Source organism: Brevundimonas halotolerans (assembly GCF_003730275.1).
Taxonomy (GTDB): Bacteria; Pseudomonadota; Alphaproteobacteria; order Caulobacterales; family Caulobacteraceae; genus Brevundimonas; species Brevundimonas halotolerans.
On record NZ_QTTA01000022.1, the window covers coordinates 75,499 to 90,901 of the forward strand.

Consider the following 15,403-nt stretch of genomic DNA (forward strand, 5'->3'; position numbering starts at 1 on the left):
GACCGGATCGGGTATGGCCCCTAACACCCGGCCGCTTCCGGCCCCTGTCGATACGCGACGGGTGCGCCGGGGCGAACTCCGCGATAGGATGCCGCCATGACCCGAACCCTCCCCGGCGTAACCGGCGTGCTGGCGCTCGCTGACGGCACCATCCTGCAGGGCCTTGGCTGCGGGGCCGAGGGCTCCGCCTTGGGCGAAGTCGTCTTCAACACCGCCATGACCGGCTATCAGGAAATCCTGACCGACCCGTCCTACATGAGCCAGATCCTGGCCTTCACCTTTCCGCACGTCGGCAACGTCGGGGTGAATGCCGAAGACGTCGAACAGATGGGCGAGAGCGCGGCCACCTCGGCGCGCGGCGCCATTTTCCGCGACGTACCGACGACGCCAGCCAACTGGCGCGCGGGCCAGTCCTTCGACGACTGGATGAAGAGCCGCAATGTGGTGGGGCTGGCCGGGGTCGACACCCGGGCCCTGACCGCGCGCATCCGTGAAAGCGGCGCGCCGCATGCGGTGATCGCCCACGCCGCCGACGGACAGTTCGATCTGGATGCCCTGGTGGCACAGGCCCGCGCCTGGCAGGGGCTGGTCGGGCTGGATCTGGCCAAGGACGCCTCGACGCTTCAGGCCTTCGACTGGGATCAGGGCCTGTGGGACTGGCCCGAGGGCTATCCGCGTGTCCAGGCCGCCGACAAGTCGGTGGTGGTCATCGACTATGGCGTGAAAAAGAACATTCTGCGGGCGCTGGCCTCTACGGGTGCGAAGATCACCGTCGTGCCCGCCACCACCTCGGCCGAGGACATTCTGGCGCGCAAGCCCGATGGCGTCGTGCTGTCGAACGGCCCGGGCGATCCGGCGGCCACCGGCGAATATGCGGTGCCCGAGATCAAGAAACTGGTCGCCTCCGGCACGCCCCTGATGGGCATCTGCCTCGGCCACCAGATGCTGGCGCTGGCCATGGGCGCGAAAACGGTCAAGATGGACCAGGGCCATCACGGCGCCAACCATCCGGTCAAGGACCTGACCACCGGCAAGGTCGAAATCGTGTCCATGAATCATGGCTTCACCGTCGATCGCGACAGCCTGCCGGACGCGGTGACCGAGACCCACGTCAGTCTGTTTGACGGCACGAACTGCGGCATTGCGCTCAAGGATCGGCCGGTGTTCAGCGTTCAGCATCACCCCGAGGCCAGTCCCGGGCCGACGGACAGCCTGTATCTGTTCGGGCGGTTCGCGGACCTGATGAAGGCCGGAGCGTGAGCTGGGTCCCCCCGTCGACCCTTGTCGAAAAACTGAAGCGGCTGCTCTTCAGCCCCCGGCAGGAACTGGACCGGATCGTCGCCCGCGAGCTGCGCAAGGGCGAGACGGAGATTCACCTGCTGCCGCAGCTGGTCGATCCCGCCCGGATCGCCATTGATGTCGGCGCCAACCGCGGCGTCTGGACCCGGCAAATGGCGGCCTTGTGCCCCGAGGTTCACGCGTTCGAGCCCAATCCCAAGATCTTTGCCATTCTGGACGCTGCCAAGCCGGCCAATGCGGTGACCTATCCCCTGGCTCTGTCGGACAGGGACGGCGGGTCGTCGCTCTATGTACCGCGATCGGCACGTGGCTATTCAAATCAGCGGGCGACGCTGGTTCCCGATCAGCAGCCGGGGGTCGAGACTGGCGTCGTGGATGTCGAGACTGTCCGCCTCGACGACCTCGACCTTCCGCCCTGTGGCTTCATCAAGATCGACGTCGAGGGCCATGAGGCCGCCGTGCTGGCCGGGGCCCGGGCGACGCTGATGCGGGACCGCCCCACCCTGTTGATCGAGATCGAGGAACGCCACACCGGCGTGCCGATCGAGCAGGCCATCGCCGAGGTCGAGGCCATGGGCTATGATGCCTTCTTCCTTGAAGGGGGTCAGCTGACCGGTATCGCGGCGTTTGACCCGGATCGTCAGCATCGCCAGGCCGTCGACACGCCTGATTATGTTTACAATTTCATCTTCAAGACGAGAGACATCAGCCAAGGCATCCCTTGAAATTCGACGAACGATTCATCGAGGAGCTCAAGTCCCGGCTGCGGCCGTCGGACGTGATCGGCCGCACGGTGAAGCTGAAGCGTCAGGGCCGCGAGTTCGCCGGCCTGTCGCCCTTCACCAAGGAAAAGAGCCCGTCCTTCTTCGTCAATGACGAGAAGGGCTTCTTCCACGACTTCAGCTCGGGCAAGCACGGCGACATCATCAGCTTCCTGCAGGAGACCGAGCGCCTGAGCTTCGTCGAAGCGGTCGAGCGGCTTGCCAATGAGGCGGGGATGGCCCTGCCCGCCCCCGACCCCCAGGCTGCGGCCCGTGAGCAGCGCCGCACCACCCTGTTCGACTGGACCGAACTGGCCATGAAGTGGTTCTCGGCCAATCTGCGCCGGTCGGTCGGCGCCAGCACACGCGAATATCTGAAGAAGCGCGGCCTGCCTGAGGACCAGTGGGAGCGGTTCGGTCTGGGCTACGCGCCCAATGACCGCGACGGCCTGAAGACCGCCCTGATCCAGAAGGGGGCCACACCCGGCGATCTGGTCGAGGCGGGCCTCTTGATCGCGCCCGAGGGCGGCGGCGCCCCCTATGACCGGTTTCGCGACCGGCTGATCTTTCCCATTCTGGACGACCGGGGCCGGGTGGTCAGTTTCGGCGGCCGGGCCATGAACCCCGACGACCGGGCCAAATATCTGAATGGCCCGGAAAGCCCGCTGTTTCACAAGGGCGCCACGCTTTACGGCATGCCCGAGGCCCGCAAGCTGCTGGGCACCTCGAAACAGGCCAGTCTGGTGGTGGTCGAGGGCTATATGGATGTGATCGCCTGTCAGAGGGCGGGCATTCCGGCGGTCGCCCCCATGGGCACGGCCCTGACCGAGGAACAGATGGCGCGGCTGTGGCGGGTCACGCCCGAGCCGGTGCTATGTTTTGACGGGGATGCCGCCGGTCAGCGCGCCGCTGGCCGCGCGGTTGAACGCGCCCTGCCCCTGCTGAAGCCGGGGCGGAGCTTCCGGTTCTCAATCTTACCCGCCGGACAAGACCCCGACGACATCATGAGGGAGCAGGGTCAGTCGCGCTTGCGGGACCTCCTCGGCGTAGAAAAGACCATTCCATTCGCCCGGATGCTGTTTGAAAAGGAACGCGATCAGGTCGGGCCGCTCGAAACGCCTGATGCGGAAGCAACCCTGATAAGCAATCTTCGGAAATCGGCGGCGATCATCCCTGATCCTGATCTGTCGCGGGCTTACAAGAAGTTCCTGACCTCAGCCTACTACGAGTTCCTGCGCCCTACGGAGGCCGAGAGGAAGGCCGCCGGCAAGACGCTTTATCGGGACCGACGCGCACGCGAAGCAGCTCCCGCGAGAGACCAGACGCCTGAAGCCCGGACGAGCGCAGCCTTCATTTCCCAAACCCCCCTCCCGATCGTGGGCGCCATCGTTGAAGCGCTTATCCAGTTCCCTGAGTTTCTATTCGAAAAGTCCGAATTGCTTCAGAATCAAAGCTTCGGGGATGATCGGATTGATAGGCTGATAAGCGACATGGTGCGCCTCTCATTCGACCGGGGAGGGTTGGGCGAGGGCCTCTTCCGTTCTCGTCTCATCGCCTTGGGCCACGAGGAGACACTAAATTTGGTAGACCGCGTCGCCTCATTGGCACACGCCCCATTTTTGTCACCTGACGCTTCGCCCGAGACCGTCGTGAAGAGTCTTTCCCAAGCGATACTGGCAACCTTGGCTACGCAAGCTCTGGAACGGGCGATCGAAGAACTGAAGTCCGAGAACCCCTATGATCCCAAGGTGTTTTCAAATCTGAAAGCTGAACGTGACGCTACGAGAAAGCGTCTCATCAGCGGCGCCCTGTGGGACGAGGACGCAACCATTCACTGATTGGCCTATGCCTCGGCCTATGCTAATCTTGCCTCATGAGCACGTCGCGTCAGGTCAAGCTGTTCCGCAATGGTCGCAATCAGGCCGTGCGCATTCCGCGTGAGTTTGAACTGCCGGGGGACGAGGCGGTGATGCGTCAGGAGGGGGATCGCCTGATCATCGAACTTCCCGTTCAGCAAAGGACTCTGGTCGAAATTCTTGCCGAATGGGCAAAGGAGCCGCCCCTTCGAGACGACGAAACCTTGCCGCGCATTCCTCGGCAGGCGCCCCGGCCGTTTGACCTTTGACGCTGTATCTCCTCGACACCAATGCGATCTCTGATCTGATCCGCGATCCCGGAGGCGAGGTCGCGGGGCGCTTTGCATTGGTGGGTCTCGAGCGGGTGTGCACCAGTGTCATCGTCGCGGCCGAGTTGCGCTATGGGGCCGCCAAGCGCGGCTCGACGAGACTGGGCGAACGCGTCGACACGGTTCTGAGGCAGGTTCCGATCAAGCCGTTTGAGCCCCCTGCCGACCAGATTTACGGGCACATCCGGGCCGATCTGGAGGCACAGGGCGCTTCCGTTGGCGACCATGACCTGCTGATCGCCGCCCAGGCCCTGTCGCTGGGTTGCATACTGGTGACGGATAATGAGCGCGAATTCCGGCGCGTTCCGGGTCTGCCCGTCGAAAATTGGCGCACGGCACCGGCGGCTTGATCCTTGACTCTGGCGCGCTTCGTCGCCATCTGGCCCAATCGGGTTACGAGGCCCTGTTGCACGAGGTCGAGAAGGCGGCGGCAAAGTCCGGCGCGCCCTTCCTGGCAGAAGACCTGCCCCTCGGCGAGGCACGGACCCTTTGGTCGCAGGCGTTCGACGCCCTGACCCGCATTGCGGCGTTGGAGCGGGCGCTGGCCATGGCGAAGTCGGAGGCCCATCGGGCGTTCGACAGCTCTGCCTTCACGCAGTTGAAGGCGGAGCGCGATGCCCTGCGGCGTGCGATCAAGTCGGGAAGCCTTTGGGAAGACACCGCAGGAGCCTAACGGGGCCGCGGACGTTTTCCTGTTCATATAGTGCCGTTTAGCCACAGGCTGCGGCGGGTCGGAGACGGAAAACGGGATGAGTGCGCAGACGGACACGCAGGACAACGAAGCGTCGAACGACGGTCCCCTGCTCGATCTGACCGATGCCGGAGTCAAAAAGTTTATCAAACAGGCCAAGACGCGTGGCTATGTGACGATGGAAGATCTGAACAAGGTGCTGCCCTCGGAAGAGGTCACGCCCGATCAGATCGAGGACACCCTGGCCATGCTGTCGGAGATGGGCGTCAACGTCGTTGAGGCCGAGGAAGACGGCGAGGCCGCCCAGGGCACCGACGTGGCCGAAAAGGCCGAGACCTCGGTCTCCGAAACCGATGCCAAGCCGACCTATGACCGCACCGACGACCCCGTGCGCATGTATCTGCGCGAGATGGGCTCGGTCGAGCTGCTGAGCCGCGAGGGCGAGATCGCCATCGCCAAGCGGATCGAGGCCGGCCGCGACGCCATGATCTCGGGGCTGTGCGAAAGCGCCCTGACGTTCGAAGCCATCATGGTGTGGCGCGACGAACTGCTGAACAACCGCATCCTGCTGCGCGAGGTCATCGACCTGGACGCCACCTATGGCGTGCTGAACCCCGCCAGCCTGCCGCACAACCAGCCGCCGCAGCCGATCCCCGGCCAGCCCAAGCCCCCCCGCACCGCTGAAGAAGCGGAAAAGGAGGCCGAGGAAGAAGAGGACGAGGACGATTTTGATGACGGCGGCGGCATGTCGATCTCGGCACTCGAGGCCGAGCTGCGCGACGGCGTCATGGAAGTGCTGGACGCGGTCGCCAACGACTTTGGCGGCTTCCGTCGCTTGCAGGACAAGCTGGTCGAGGCGCGGCTGAAGGGTGAGGCCCTGTCGGCCAAGGATCAGAAGGCCTATGAGGCCCTGTCCAAGTCGATCTCGGACCGCCTGAAGTCGATGAAGTTGAACAACAACCGCATCGAGGCCCTGGTCGAGCAGCTGTATGCGATCAACAAGCGTCTGATCTCGCTGGAAGGGCGCCTGCTGCGCCTCGCCGACAGCTATGGCATCTCGCGCCCCGAATTCCTCAAGGCCTATTTCGGCGCCGAGCTGGATCCCGACTGGAGCGAGCGGGTCAAGGACATGGGCGTGCGCTGGACCAAGTTCAGCGAGAATGAATCGGCCCAGATCGGCCAGATCCGCGGCGATGTGGCCGCCGTGGCCAGCGAGGCCGGCCTGCCGATCGACGACTATCGCCGCATCGTCCAGAAGGTGCAGAAGGGCGAGCGCGAGGCCCGTCAGGCCAAGAAGGAAATGGTCGAGGCCAACCTGCGCCTGGTGATCTCCATCGCCAAGAAATACACCAACCGCGGCCTGCAATTCCTTGATCTTATTCAGGAAGGCAACATCGGCCTGATGAAGGCGGTCGACAAGTTCGAGTACCGCCGCGGCTATAAATTTTCGACCTATGCGACCTGGTGGATCCGTCAGGCCATCACCCGCTCGATCGCCGATCAGGCCCGCACCATCCGCATCCCGGTCCATATGATCGAGACGATCAACAAGATCGTCCGCACCAGCCGCCAGATGCTGCACGAGATCGGCCGCGAACCGACCCCGGAAGAACTGGCCGAAAAGCTGGCCATGCCGCTGGAAAAGGTCCGCAAGGTCCTGAAGATCGCCAAGGAGCCGATCAGCCTCGAAACCCCGATCGGCGACGAGGAAGACAGCCACCTGGGCGACTTCATCGAGGACAAGAACGCCATCCTGCCCATCGACGCGGCCATCCAGTCGAACCTGCGCGAAACCACCACCCGCGTGCTGGCTTCGCTGACGCCGCGCGAGGAGCGGGTGCTGCGCATGCGCTTCGGCATCGGCATGAACACCGACCACACCCTGGAAGAAGTCGGCCAGCAGTTCAGCGTGACCCGCGAACGCATCCGCCAGATCGAGGCCAAGGCGCTGAGAAAGCTGAAGCACCCGTCACGCAGCCGCAAGCTGCGGTCGTTCCTGGATAGCTAGGGCGGGCAGTAGGCAGTAGGGCTTGGTCTTCCTTCTCCCCCCGTGGGAGAAGGTGTCAGGCGGAGCCTGACGGATGAGGGGGTCCGGCCCCGGCATGCGCCCGAATGGCGTCGAACACGATGTTCGGATTGGTCAGGACGGCCTCGTTTCCGAATCTGAGCACCGTGAACCCTCGCCGGGTCAGATCGGCGTCACGCCGTCGATCCGCCTCCTCGCGCAAGCGATGAATGCCGCCGTCCAGCTCGATGACCAGTTTCAGGTCGTAGCAGCAGAAGTCCGCGATCCACGGGCCGATGCGGGTCTGACGGCGGAATTTGAAGCCCTCGAACCCCCGGTCGCGGAGACGAGTCCACATCGCCGTCTCGGCAAGGGTCATTCTGGCCCGGAGGCGGCGTGGCTGGTTTGACATGCCCCTCAGCCCCCTCGGCCCCCTCATCCGTCTCGCTCCGCGAGACACCTTCTCCCACGAGGGGAGAAGGGAACATATCATGAACATTAGCCATGACCAAACCGACCAATCCTGGCTGCAAGACTGACCAACCCTGCCAACCCTGCGTCCGGGTTTGACGCAGGCATATGTCAGGCTGCGTTCATGACTGAGCGACGCATCATCAAACAGCGATCCCCGGCCGTCTGGGCGCGGGTGAAGGCGGCCTATCTGGCCGGGGAGCCGGCGGCCTCGGTCGCGCGGCGGTTCGACGTGGGCCTTGGCAATCTGCGCTTCAAGGCCAATGCCGAGGGCTGGACCCGCAAGGCGGTGATGGCCGCCGCCGAACAGGAGGCGGATGCCGAGGACCGGCGTCTGGCCGGCGAGGCCGATGTCGGGGCGCCCCTGCCCCTGCCCCCGCCCCCCGAGGCACCCGTCCCGCCCGAAGACCTGCACGAGGCGCTGGAGGCGGCGACGCGGCGGGCGGCCTCCCTGCTGGCGCGGGGACGGGCCGCCGAGGCCAGCGCCCTGCTGAAGGCGGCCGAGGCGCTGGACCGCCGCATCGGCACCCCGCACCCGGAAGCCGGGCGGGCGGCGGAGGCCGACCCAGAGCCCCCGGCCCCCGTGGACGATATCGCCGAGGAGGAAGAGCTGTACCGCCTGCGCGCCGAGCTGGAGAGCCACATCCTGAGCCGGGCCGATGAAACGGCGCGGCGCATGCTGTCGGACCTGGACACCCCGCCGGACCTGCTGGGGGCGCTGGCCCTGCACTGGCGTGCCGAGAACCTGGGCCCCGAATGCGCCGCGCTGGATTTCGTCCGCCACCGTAGAGATGACGGCCGCCCGGGCCGCTACTGGAATGCCGACGGCAGTCTGAAGACGCTGGACCAGATTTTCGACGGCTGGTGGGAGACCGTGCGCAACCAGATGCGCGGCCAGAAGGGCCTGCCCTACCGCAAGGACTGGGTCAGGCCGGGGGAGGGAGAGGGCGAGGAGGTTTGAGGGTCAGGTGGGGCGTCGACGATCCTCCCCCATTCATGGGGGAGGGGGACCCCGAAGGGGTGGAGGGGGCGGGTACGGCATTTTCCTGTCTAGTCTGAGCGCGAAGGCGTGATGGACGCGATCGTGCGAGCGGTCGCCCCCTCCACCGCAAGCGGTCCCCCTCCCCCGCGAAGCGGGGGAGGATCACTGAAAGTCGCAGAGCAGGATGTAGCGGGGAAGCTCGTGGTCTTTCAGACCGGGGAAGTAGTTGTGGGCCTGCTGGCGGGCGCGGACGAGGTCGCGGCCTGCGCTCTTCTGTTCGACCAGAAGGACGCCTTTCCAGAACAGGTCGATGAAGCCGCGCTTGTCGCCCAGCAGGCGTACCGGCTCCTCGAAGGTCGCCACCTTGCGGCGGCGGACCCCAAAGACCTCAAAGAAGTCGTTGTAGAAACTCTGGGTCTCGCCCTTTTCGTAGTGGGCATCGGACCACTCGCGCGCAAAGGCGGCGGCGCGGGCCCTGATTTCATTCCAGCTGAGACGCAAAGGCGGTGCCCTCCCCCGCCCTTGTCGCCCGGTTCGCGCGGCGGTGGCAAGCGGGGACCGGGTGGAGGCGCTCACGATCCACAACCGCCGTTCCACCAATGGACTTCCCGTGCGCGGCGCGGCATCCTTGAACGGACGCCCTGAGGAGGCCGTGATGTTCAACCTGGGCTATCTGAAGCGCCGGCTGGGTCAGTACGCGGCCCTGTGGGTCGGCGGCTTTCTGGTCGGCGGGGCGGCCATCTTGATCGGGCTGATGTTTGCCGACCTGATGACGGCGGTGGACCGGGTTCTGCCGGTGATGCTCGGCGCGCTGGCGCTGACGCTCGGGGCCGGGACGGTGATGACCCTAGTGTCAGGCGAGACGTTGGGAACGAAACTGGCCGTGCTGCTGCTGGCCGTGATGCTGGCCCTGCCGCTGTTGTGGGCGCCGGTGTCGGCGGCGGTGGCCATCGCCTTCTTCGCCGACCGGTCGATCGAATATTCAGAGACCTACGCCGCCTTCCAGATCGGCGTGTCGCGGGTGCTGTTCCCGATCGGACAGGCGCTGGGACAGGGGGATCTGTTCGGCTGGCTGTGGACGGCGTTCCAGTGGGTGTCGACCGTGGTCGGGTTCCTCTCGGCCCTGGCCAGGGTCTGGCCAGCGATCCGGCGGTTGCTGGGACCAGAGCCGCCGGTCGAGGCCTGAGCTTCCGGCGGCCTACCCGTCGATCAGGACATCAAATCCGGCGAAGATCATGCGCTTGCCGTCGAACGGCATGTCCATTTTCATCATGGCTTCGTTCTGCATGAGGGCGTCCCAGGCCTTGTCGCGGGTGGCGCGGTCGGGCCAGGTGATCCAGCCGACGGCGACCGTCTCGTCGGTCTTGAGCTGAACGGCCTTTTTGAAGTCGGTGACCTTGCCGTCGGGGATGTCCTCGCCCCAGCACTCGGTGACCTTGAGGGCGCCGGCCTGTTTGAAATGGACCGTGGTGTCCCGCGAATGCTGGAGGTAGGCGGCCTTGTTGGCGGTCGGCACGGGGATGACGGTGATGTCGAGAAAGGCCATGAGGGGGGATCCTGAACGGAGGGTGTCTGCGTCCACCTGACACCGGAATGGGGCCCCGGGGAAGGGCCTCGCGCAAAACCGCCCCACCATGGCCTTTATCCGTGTATAGAGGCGGCCTCCCTTACCGCCCGGCCCGAGGTTTACGCCTTGGCCGGGCGCGGTCGTTTCGGCGACCCCTCTTGCTGTTCAGGACCTTCGATGCCGTTTCCCGCTACCCATCCCGCGCTTGATCGCGCCCTGGCCGACCGTGGCTATGCCGAGCCGACACCGGTTCAGGAAGCCGTGCTGGAGGGCGACCATTCGGGCTCGGACCTGCTGGTCTCGGCCCAGACCGGATCCGGCAAGACGGTGGCGTTCGGTCTGGCGGCCGCGCCGACCCTGCTGGGCGAGGCCGAACGGTTCGGCAAGGCGGGCAAGCCGCTGGCGCTGGTGATCGCGCCGACGCGCGAACTGGCCCTGCAGGTCGCGGCCGAACTGACGTGGCTGTACGCCGGGACCGACGCGAAGATCGGCACCTGTGTCGGCGGCATGGATGCCCGCAAGGAGGCCCGCGCCCTGGGCTGGGGCACCCACATCGTCATCGGCACGCCCGGGCGGCTGAAGGACCACATCGACCGCGGCAATCTGGACCTGTCGGAGCTGAAGCTGGCGGTGCTGGATGAGGCCGACGAGATGCTCGACATGGGCTTTCGCGAGGACCTCGAGTTCATCCTCGACCAGTCGCCGGCCGAGCGCCGGACCCTGCTGTTCTCGGCCACCATCGCGCGCGAGATCGCCGTGCTGGCCAAACGCTATCAGCGCGATGCGGTGCGGATCGACACCACCAACAAGAGCCAGCCGCACGGCGACATCGAATACCGCGCCATGCGGATCGCGCCGAACCAGATCGAACACGCGGTCGTCAATGTGCTGCGCTTCTTCGAGGCACCCGGGGCGCTGGTGTTCTGCTCGACGCGCGAGTCGGTCAAGCATCTGCAGGCCGCCCTGCGCGAGCGGGGCTTTGCCTCGGTCGGCCTGTCGGGCGAGCTGAGCCAGCGCGAGCGCACCGACGCCCTGCAGGCGCTGCGCGACGGTCAGGCGCGGGTCTGTGTGGCGACCGACGTGGCGGCGCGCGGGCTGGACCTGCCGGACCTGGGGCTGGTCATTCATGCGGAGCTGCCGGTCAACCGGGCGACCCTGCTGCACCGGTCGGGCCGGACGGGCCGCGCGGGCAAGAAGGGCGTATCCGTCCTGCTGGTGCCCAATCCGAAACGTCGTCGCGCCGAAATGCTGCTGTCGTCGGCAGGCGTCACCGCCAGCTGGGACGTGGCCCCCGGGGCCGATGCCATCCGCGCCCAGGACGAAGCCCGCCTGGTCTCCGGTCCCATCTTTGACCAGCCCGTGGCGGACGAGGACTTTGCGCTCGCGAAGAAGCTGATGGCCGAGCGCACGCCGGAAGAGATCGCCTGTGCCTTCATCAGCCTGCAACGGGCCAAGATGCCGGCGCCCGAGGACCTGACCGATCCGGGCGAGCGGCCCGAGCGCAAGGAACGCGGCGATGCGGCCACGGCCTGGCCGACCGAGCGGCTGCAACCGCATGAGGTCAGCTGGTTCCGCGTCGATGTGGGCCGCCACAGCGAGGGCAAGCAGGCCGATCCCAAGTGGCTGATCCCGGTGATCTGCCGGCTTGGCGGGATCACCAAGCGCGAGATCGGCTCGATCCGCATCCTGTCGCACGAGACCCGGTTCGAGATCGCGCGGGCCGCCGTCGAAGGCTTCCGGTCGGCGCTGGCCGCGGCCAAGAACCCCGAGGTGGCCATCACCCCGTCGTCGGCCCCCGACAATGCCTATGAGGCGCGGCCCAAGCGCCCCTTCGTCAAGAAGCCCTATGCGCCCCGTGCCGAGGGTGAGGCCGAAGGCGGCGAGCGTCCGCGTCCGGCATGGAAAGCGAAGAAGCCGCCTTTCCAGCCCAACACCGACGCGGCCCCCGCCGAGGACCGCAAGCCGTGGAAGGCCAAGGGCGATCCCAAGGCCAATGGCAAGCTGCGCGGCAATGCGCCGTTCAAGGGCGGCGCGCCCAAGCCCCGGGTCGAGGGTGCTGCCCCTGTGGCCCGCGCCAAGCCGCCGTTCAAGAAGACCGGCAAGCCGCACAAGCGCGCAGGCTAGAGCCGCCCCCTCCACCGCTGCGCGGTCCCCCTCCCCCGCAGGCGGGGGAGGATCAGGGACTTGCCCTGTCGGAAAAGGCAACGCACTCTTTGCCCATGAGCACGCACGCCCCTGAGGAACGGTTCGCCTCGTTCGAGGCCTTCTATCCGTACTATATCCACGAGCACTCGAACCGGACGTGCCGGCGGATCCATGTGGTGGGGTCCGCGCTGGTGCTGGTCGTACTGGTGACGGCGATCGTGACGCGGAACGCCTGGTGGCTGCTGGCCATGCCGGTGATCGGCTATGGCTTTGCCTGGGTCGGGCATTTCTTCTTCGAGAAGAACCGGCCCGCGACCTTCAAATATCCGCTGTGGAGCCTGATGGGCGACTGGCGGATGTTCTTCGAGACCGTGACGGGCAAGCGCCGCTTTTAGTCTCAGGCGGGCGGGCAGCCGTCGAAGGTGCCGGCGCGGACGACCGTGAGGCTGCGCATGTTCAGCGGCATGACCGGGGCCATCGAGCCGCGCCCGTGACCGGTATACAGGTCGATCTTGTTGCCCTTGATGGCGCCGCCGGTGTCGGAGGCATACCAGTAGCCGTCGTGGATGGTGCCGTCAGCGAGGCGCAGGCCGACCGTTTCCTTGATGAACAGACGCGTGCGGCGGGGCACGACGCGCGGGTCGGTGGCCACGGTGCGCATGGCGATCGGACGGCAGCCCAGCGAATCGTTGCCGGTCGCTCCGCCGCCACCCGCATGATACATGCGCGCCGACAGCATCCAGTCGGCCGGGCGCAGCGCGAGGGCCTTCTGATCCTCGTTCAGGGACAGCCAGACATCGGGGGCGAACCCATGTTCGGCGGCCTCGACTTCGGCCGAGACCAGCGCTTCATAGGGCACGGGGTCGATGGATGAGGCGACCGCAGGGGTCACCAGGGCCAGCACCAGAGCGAGGGTCTTGAACATGGAGGAATCGCCATATCGCCGATCCTCGAACCGACCGGCGCCGGGTGTTTGCTCGCCGAATGGGACAAGAAGACGGCAGGGATAGCAGGACTTGGTCAGGTCCTGTGGGTTGGCCTGTGGACCAGCTCGGGTCAGGATGTCGGCAGGAGGAGAAGAGTCATGCGTGTTCTGAGGCTTCTGATGCTGGCCGGGATCGCCGTCGCGGTGCTGGCGCTCGCCGCCTGCGACAGGGTGATGCCGGACAGCCGGGACACGTCCCTGCCCCCGCCAATCCCCGAAGCCGTGACGGTCGTCATCGACGAGTGGGACGGTCCGGCCAACATTCGCGTCGGCCAGACGATGGCAGTGACGTTGAGCTCGAATTTCGACTGGCAGATCACCACTCTGCCGGACAATCTGGAGCTGCTGGGAACGGAGACAGGCCCCACAGACACGGCCCAGCGGGACGGCGGCGCCACCGGCGGGGCCAGTTGGTTCGTCTTTCACCTGAAGGCCGGGGCGCCCGGCGAGGGAGATCTGGTGCTGGTCGAGGCCCCGGGGTGGGAGCCGGAACGCCAGATGCAGACGGTCGTCATTCCGGTGCAGGTAGAACCCTGAGGCCGGACGGGTCTATCAAGGGGCGCTGATCGCGACGGAGCCTGCCCGATGAAAGACCACCCCGCCACCCCGCTGGTCGGCTATGCACCGCTGACGGACGATGAGGCCACCGCTCGCGCCACAGGCTTTCGCGAGGAGATGGCCCGACGGCGAACGGTGCGGGAGTTCTCGGACCGACCGGTGCCGCGTTCGGTGGTCGAGCAGGCGCTGCTGACCGCCGGATCAGCGCCGTCGGGCGCCAATCACCAGCCCTGGTTCTTTTCCGTGATCGAAAGCGCCGACGCCCGGACCCGCATTCGCGAAGCGGCCGAGGCGGAGGAGAAGGCCTTTTACGAGACCAAGGCGCCGCAGGAATGGCTGCAGGCGCTGGCGCCGCTGGGCACCGATCCGGACAAGGGGTTTCTGGAGGTCGCACCGGTGCTGATCGCCATCTTTTCCCAGAAGCGCGGCGGGCCCCGGCCGGGCGATGCGAAGAAGAACTATTATGTCACCGAGAGCGTCGGCATCGCCACGGGCCTGCTGATCGCGGCCCTGCACAAGGCCGGCCTTGCGACCCTGACCCACACGCCCGCGCCGATGAGCTTCCTGAGCGAGATCTGCGGACGACCCGCCGAGGAAAAGCCGTTCCTGTTACTGGTGGCTGGCCATCCGGCGGCGGACGCGACGGTGCCGCTGGCAGCGCTGGACAAGAAGCCGCTGGACGCCATCGCCGCATGGATTTAACCCGCCCCCAGTCCCTGGAGCGCCCCTGATGAAACGCCTGATCGCCACCGCCTTCGCCCTGACGCTGATCGTTCTGCCCCCCGCCGAGGTCGCGGCCTGGGGGGCCAGTGGTCACCGGATGGTCGGCCAGGCCGCCATGCGGGCCCTGCCCGAGGAACTGCCCGCCTTTCTGAGGACGGCCGAGGCCGCCGCCCAGGTCGGCGAACTGTCGCGCGAGCCCGACCGCTGGAAGGGCGCTGGCCAGCCGCACGGCCGCGAGCGCGACACCGCCCACTTCGTCGACATGATCGAGGACGGCCGCATCATGACCGAAGCCGGGCCGCACATCCGCGACCTGCCGACGCTCAAGTCCGAATATGACGCCCTGCTGCTGGAGGCCGGGATCAAGGTCAATGACGCGGGCTATCTGCCCTATGCGATCATGGATGCCTGGCTGCAGGTGGTGCAGGACTTTGCCTATTGGCGGGTGCTGACGGCCGCCGAGGCGCGCGAGACCGACCTGGCGCGTCAGGCCTGGTACCGCGAGGACCGGCTGCGGCGCGAGGCCCTGCTGCTGCGCGATATCGGCATGCTGTCGCACTATATCTCGGACGGTTCGCAGCCGCTGCACACGACGATCCACTACAATGGCTGGGACCGGGATACGGACAATCCCGAGGGCTTCACCCGATCGCGCCAGACGCACGGCCTGTTCGAGGGCGACTTTGTCCGCGACCGCGTGAATCTGCAGGGCATCGAGGCGGCGATGACGGCGCCGCGTCTGGACGGGTTCGACCTGCGCGCCCGCACCGCCGACTATCTGCTGGTCGCGCTGGACCAGGTGGTGCCCTTCTACCGGCTGGAGAAGGCCGGCGGCTTCGTCGAGGCCGATCCGCGCGGCGTCGACTTTGCCACCCAGCGGCTGGCGGCGGGGGCCAGCGAGCTGCGCGACCTGATCGTGCTGGCCTGGCGCGAGTCGGGCACCCGCTCGATCGGCTGGCCGGCGGTCAAGGTGGCCGAGGTCCAGGCCGGAACCGTCGACCCGTGGCTGTCGATGATCGGTCAGGACTGAC

Annotated in this window: 18 protein-coding genes; 14 read left to right on the forward strand and 4 right to left on the reverse strand. The window is 66.5% G+C overall.

Annotated features, from left to right (window positions below; translation table 11 throughout):
• The first annotated feature begins 96 nt into the window (after window positions 1-96).
• The 7 genes from carA to rpoD all read left to right on the forward strand — a co-directional run bounded on the left by carA (window position 97) and on the right by rpoD (window position 6,944).
• Window positions 97-1,260 (forward strand): glutamine-hydrolyzing carbamoyl-phosphate synthase small subunit, encoded by a 1,164-nt coding sequence (carA, locus tag EG854_RS11595; RefSeq protein ID WP_123288292.1) that lies wholly within the window; start codon window positions 97-99, stop codon window positions 1,258-1,260.
• Window positions 1,257-2,024, forward strand: a complete 768-nt coding sequence (locus EG854_RS11600) for an FkbM family methyltransferase (protein ID WP_123288293.1) — start codon at window positions 1,257-1,259, stop codon at window positions 2,022-2,024. The genes carA and EG854_RS11600 overlap by 4 nt, the downstream gene beginning before the upstream one ends.
• Complete coding sequence (dnaG, locus tag EG854_RS11605; RefSeq protein WP_123288294.1) at window positions 2,021-3,898, forward strand: DNA primase; 1,878 nt, start codon at window positions 2,021-2,023, stop codon at window positions 3,896-3,898. The genes EG854_RS11600 and dnaG overlap by 4 nt, the downstream gene beginning before the upstream one ends.
• A 35-nt stretch (window positions 3,899-3,933) precedes the next feature.
• Window positions 3,934-4,185 (forward strand): antitoxin, encoded by a 252-nt coding sequence (locus tag EG854_RS11610; protein ID WP_123288295.1) that lies wholly within the window; start codon window positions 3,934-3,936, stop codon window positions 4,183-4,185.
• Entirely contained in the window at window positions 4,182-4,595 is a 414-nt protein-coding gene (locus EG854_RS11615) for a type II toxin-antitoxin system VapC family toxin (RefSeq protein ID WP_123288296.1), read from the forward strand. The genes EG854_RS11610 and EG854_RS11615 overlap by 4 nt, the downstream gene beginning before the upstream one ends.
• Window positions 4,592-4,918 carry a hypothetical protein gene (locus tag EG854_RS11620; protein WP_183211098.1) on the forward strand — a complete coding sequence of 109 codons (327 nt, stop codon included), beginning with the start codon at window positions 4,592-4,594 and terminating at the stop codon, window positions 4,916-4,918. The genes EG854_RS11615 and EG854_RS11620 overlap by 4 nt, the downstream gene beginning before the upstream one ends.
• Before the next feature lie 76 nt (window positions 4,919-4,994).
• The gene (rpoD, locus tag EG854_RS11625) at window positions 4,995-6,944 is read left to right on the forward strand and encodes an RNA polymerase sigma factor RpoD (RefSeq protein ID WP_123288297.1); all 1,950 of its coding nucleotides are present in this window, start codon (window positions 4,995-4,997) and stop codon (window positions 6,942-6,944) included.
• 55 nt (window positions 6,945-6,999) lie between these two features.
• Here rpoD and EG854_RS11630 read toward each other — a convergent pair whose 3' ends face one another.
• On the reverse strand, window positions 7,000-7,380 hold the full coding sequence (locus EG854_RS11630; RefSeq protein ID WP_311717433.1) for an endonuclease domain-containing protein: 381 nt from the start codon (window positions 7,378-7,380) through the stop codon (window positions 7,000-7,002).
• 156 nt (window positions 7,381-7,536) lie between these two features.
• Here EG854_RS11630 and EG854_RS11635 point away from each other — a divergent pair, with 156 nt between their 5' ends.
• A complete protein-coding gene (locus tag EG854_RS11635) occupies window positions 7,537-8,373 on the forward strand; it encodes a hypothetical protein (RefSeq protein WP_123288299.1) in 837 nt (278 codons plus the stop codon).
• 183 nt (window positions 8,374-8,556) lie between these two features.
• Here the strand turns inward: EG854_RS11635 and EG854_RS11640 are convergent, their stop codons facing one another.
• Window positions 8,557-8,895, reverse strand: coding sequence for a type IIL restriction-modification enzyme MmeI (locus EG854_RS11640; RefSeq protein WP_206423407.1), 339 nt, complete (start codon window positions 8,893-8,895; stop codon window positions 8,557-8,559).
• A gap of 154 nt (window positions 8,896-9,049) precedes the next feature.
• Between EG854_RS11640 and EG854_RS11645 the strand changes: the two genes are divergently transcribed.
• Entirely contained in the window at window positions 9,050-9,580 is a 531-nt protein-coding gene (locus tag EG854_RS11645) for a hypothetical protein (protein ID WP_123288300.1), read from the forward strand.
• A 12-nt stretch (window positions 9,581-9,592) separates the two neighbouring features.
• Here the strand turns inward: EG854_RS11645 and EG854_RS11650 are convergent, their stop codons facing one another.
• Complete coding sequence (locus EG854_RS11650) at window positions 9,593-9,940, reverse strand: DUF1428 domain-containing protein (protein ID WP_123288301.1); 348 nt, start codon at window positions 9,938-9,940, stop codon at window positions 9,593-9,595.
• A gap of 198 nt (window positions 9,941-10,138) precedes the next feature.
• On the opposite strand from EG854_RS11650, the gene EG854_RS11655 reads away from it, so the two are divergent.
• Window positions 10,139-12,085 (forward strand): DEAD/DEAH box helicase, encoded by a 1,947-nt coding sequence (locus EG854_RS11655; protein WP_123288302.1) that lies wholly within the window; start codon window positions 10,139-10,141, stop codon window positions 12,083-12,085.
• 95 nt (window positions 12,086-12,180) lie between these two features.
• Window positions 12,181-12,501, forward strand: a complete 321-nt coding sequence (locus tag EG854_RS11660; RefSeq protein WP_123288303.1) for an Mpo1-like protein — start codon at window positions 12,181-12,183, stop codon at window positions 12,499-12,501.
• A 2-nt stretch (window positions 12,502-12,503) separates the two neighbouring features.
• On the opposite strand, the gene EG854_RS11665 is transcribed toward EG854_RS11660, so the two are convergent.
• The gene (locus EG854_RS11665; protein WP_123288304.1) at window positions 12,504-13,031 is read right to left on the reverse strand and encodes a 3D domain-containing protein; all 528 of its coding nucleotides are present in this window, start codon (window positions 13,029-13,031) and stop codon (window positions 12,504-12,506) included.
• 159 nt (window positions 13,032-13,190) lie between these two features.
• On the opposite strand from EG854_RS11665, the gene EG854_RS11670 reads away from it, so the two are divergent.
• Genes EG854_RS11670 through EG854_RS11680 form a run of 3 tightly spaced genes read left to right on the forward strand, consistent with a single transcriptional unit; the run spans window position 13,191 to window position 15,402 of the window.
• Complete coding sequence (locus tag EG854_RS11670) at window positions 13,191-13,628, forward strand: protease inhibitor I42 family protein (protein ID WP_123288305.1); 438 nt, start codon at window positions 13,191-13,193, stop codon at window positions 13,626-13,628.
• A gap of 48 nt (window positions 13,629-13,676) precedes the next feature.
• On the forward strand, window positions 13,677-14,351 hold the full coding sequence (locus tag EG854_RS11675) for a nitroreductase family protein (protein ID WP_123288306.1): 675 nt from the start codon (window positions 13,677-13,679) through the stop codon (window positions 14,349-14,351).
• Window positions 14,352-14,379: 28 nt separating this feature from the next.
• Entirely contained in the window at window positions 14,380-15,402 is a 1,023-nt protein-coding gene (locus tag EG854_RS11680; protein WP_123288307.1) for a phospholipase C/P1 nuclease family protein, read from the forward strand.
• Window position 15,403: the final 1 nt, after the last annotated feature.

Excerpts from the sequence above, each read along its gene's own strand:
- rpoD (WP_123288297.1), top strand. The coding sequence starts at position 4,995 with ATGAGTGCGCAGACGGACACGCAGGACAACGAAGCGTCGAACGACGGT.
- EG854_RS11680 (WP_123288307.1), top strand. The coding sequence starts at position 14,380 with ATGAAACGCCTGATCGCCACCGCCTTCGCCCTGACGCTGATCGTTCTG.
- EG854_RS11660 (WP_123288303.1), top strand. The coding sequence starts at position 12,181 with ATGAGCACGCACGCCCCTGAGGAACGGTTCGCCTCGTTCGAGGCCTTC.
- EG854_RS11670 (WP_123288305.1), top strand. The coding sequence starts at position 13,191 with ATGCGTGTTCTGAGGCTTCTGATGCTGGCCGGGATCGCCGTCGCGGTG.
- carA (WP_123288292.1), top strand. The coding sequence starts at position 97 with ATGACCCGAACCCTCCCCGGCGTAACCGGCGTGCTGGCGCTCGCTGAC.
- EG854_RS11655 (WP_123288302.1), top strand. The coding sequence starts at position 10,139 with ATGCCGTTTCCCGCTACCCATCCCGCGCTTGATCGCGCCCTGGCCGAC.
- EG854_RS11645 (WP_123288300.1), top strand. The coding sequence starts at position 9,050 with ATGTTCAACCTGGGCTATCTGAAGCGCCGGCTGGGTCAGTACGCGGCC.
- EG854_RS11665 (WP_123288304.1), bottom strand. The coding sequence starts at position 13,031 with ATGTTCAAGACCCTCGCTCTGGTGCTGGCCCTGGTGACCCCTGCGGTC.
- EG854_RS11610 (WP_123288295.1), top strand. The coding sequence starts at position 3,934 with ATGAGCACGTCGCGTCAGGTCAAGCTGTTCCGCAATGGTCGCAATCAG.
- EG854_RS11635 (WP_123288299.1), top strand. The coding sequence starts at position 7,537 with ATGACTGAGCGACGCATCATCAAACAGCGATCCCCGGCCGTCTGGGCG.
- EG854_RS11630 (WP_311717433.1), bottom strand. The coding sequence starts at position 7,380 with ATGAGGGGGCCGAGGGGGCTGAGGGGCATGTCAAACCAGCCACGCCGC.
- EG854_RS11675 (WP_123288306.1), top strand. The coding sequence starts at position 13,677 with ATGAAAGACCACCCCGCCACCCCGCTGGTCGGCTATGCACCGCTGACG.
- EG854_RS11650 (WP_123288301.1), bottom strand. The coding sequence starts at position 9,940 with ATGGCCTTTCTCGACATCACCGTCATCCCCGTGCCGACCGCCAACAAG.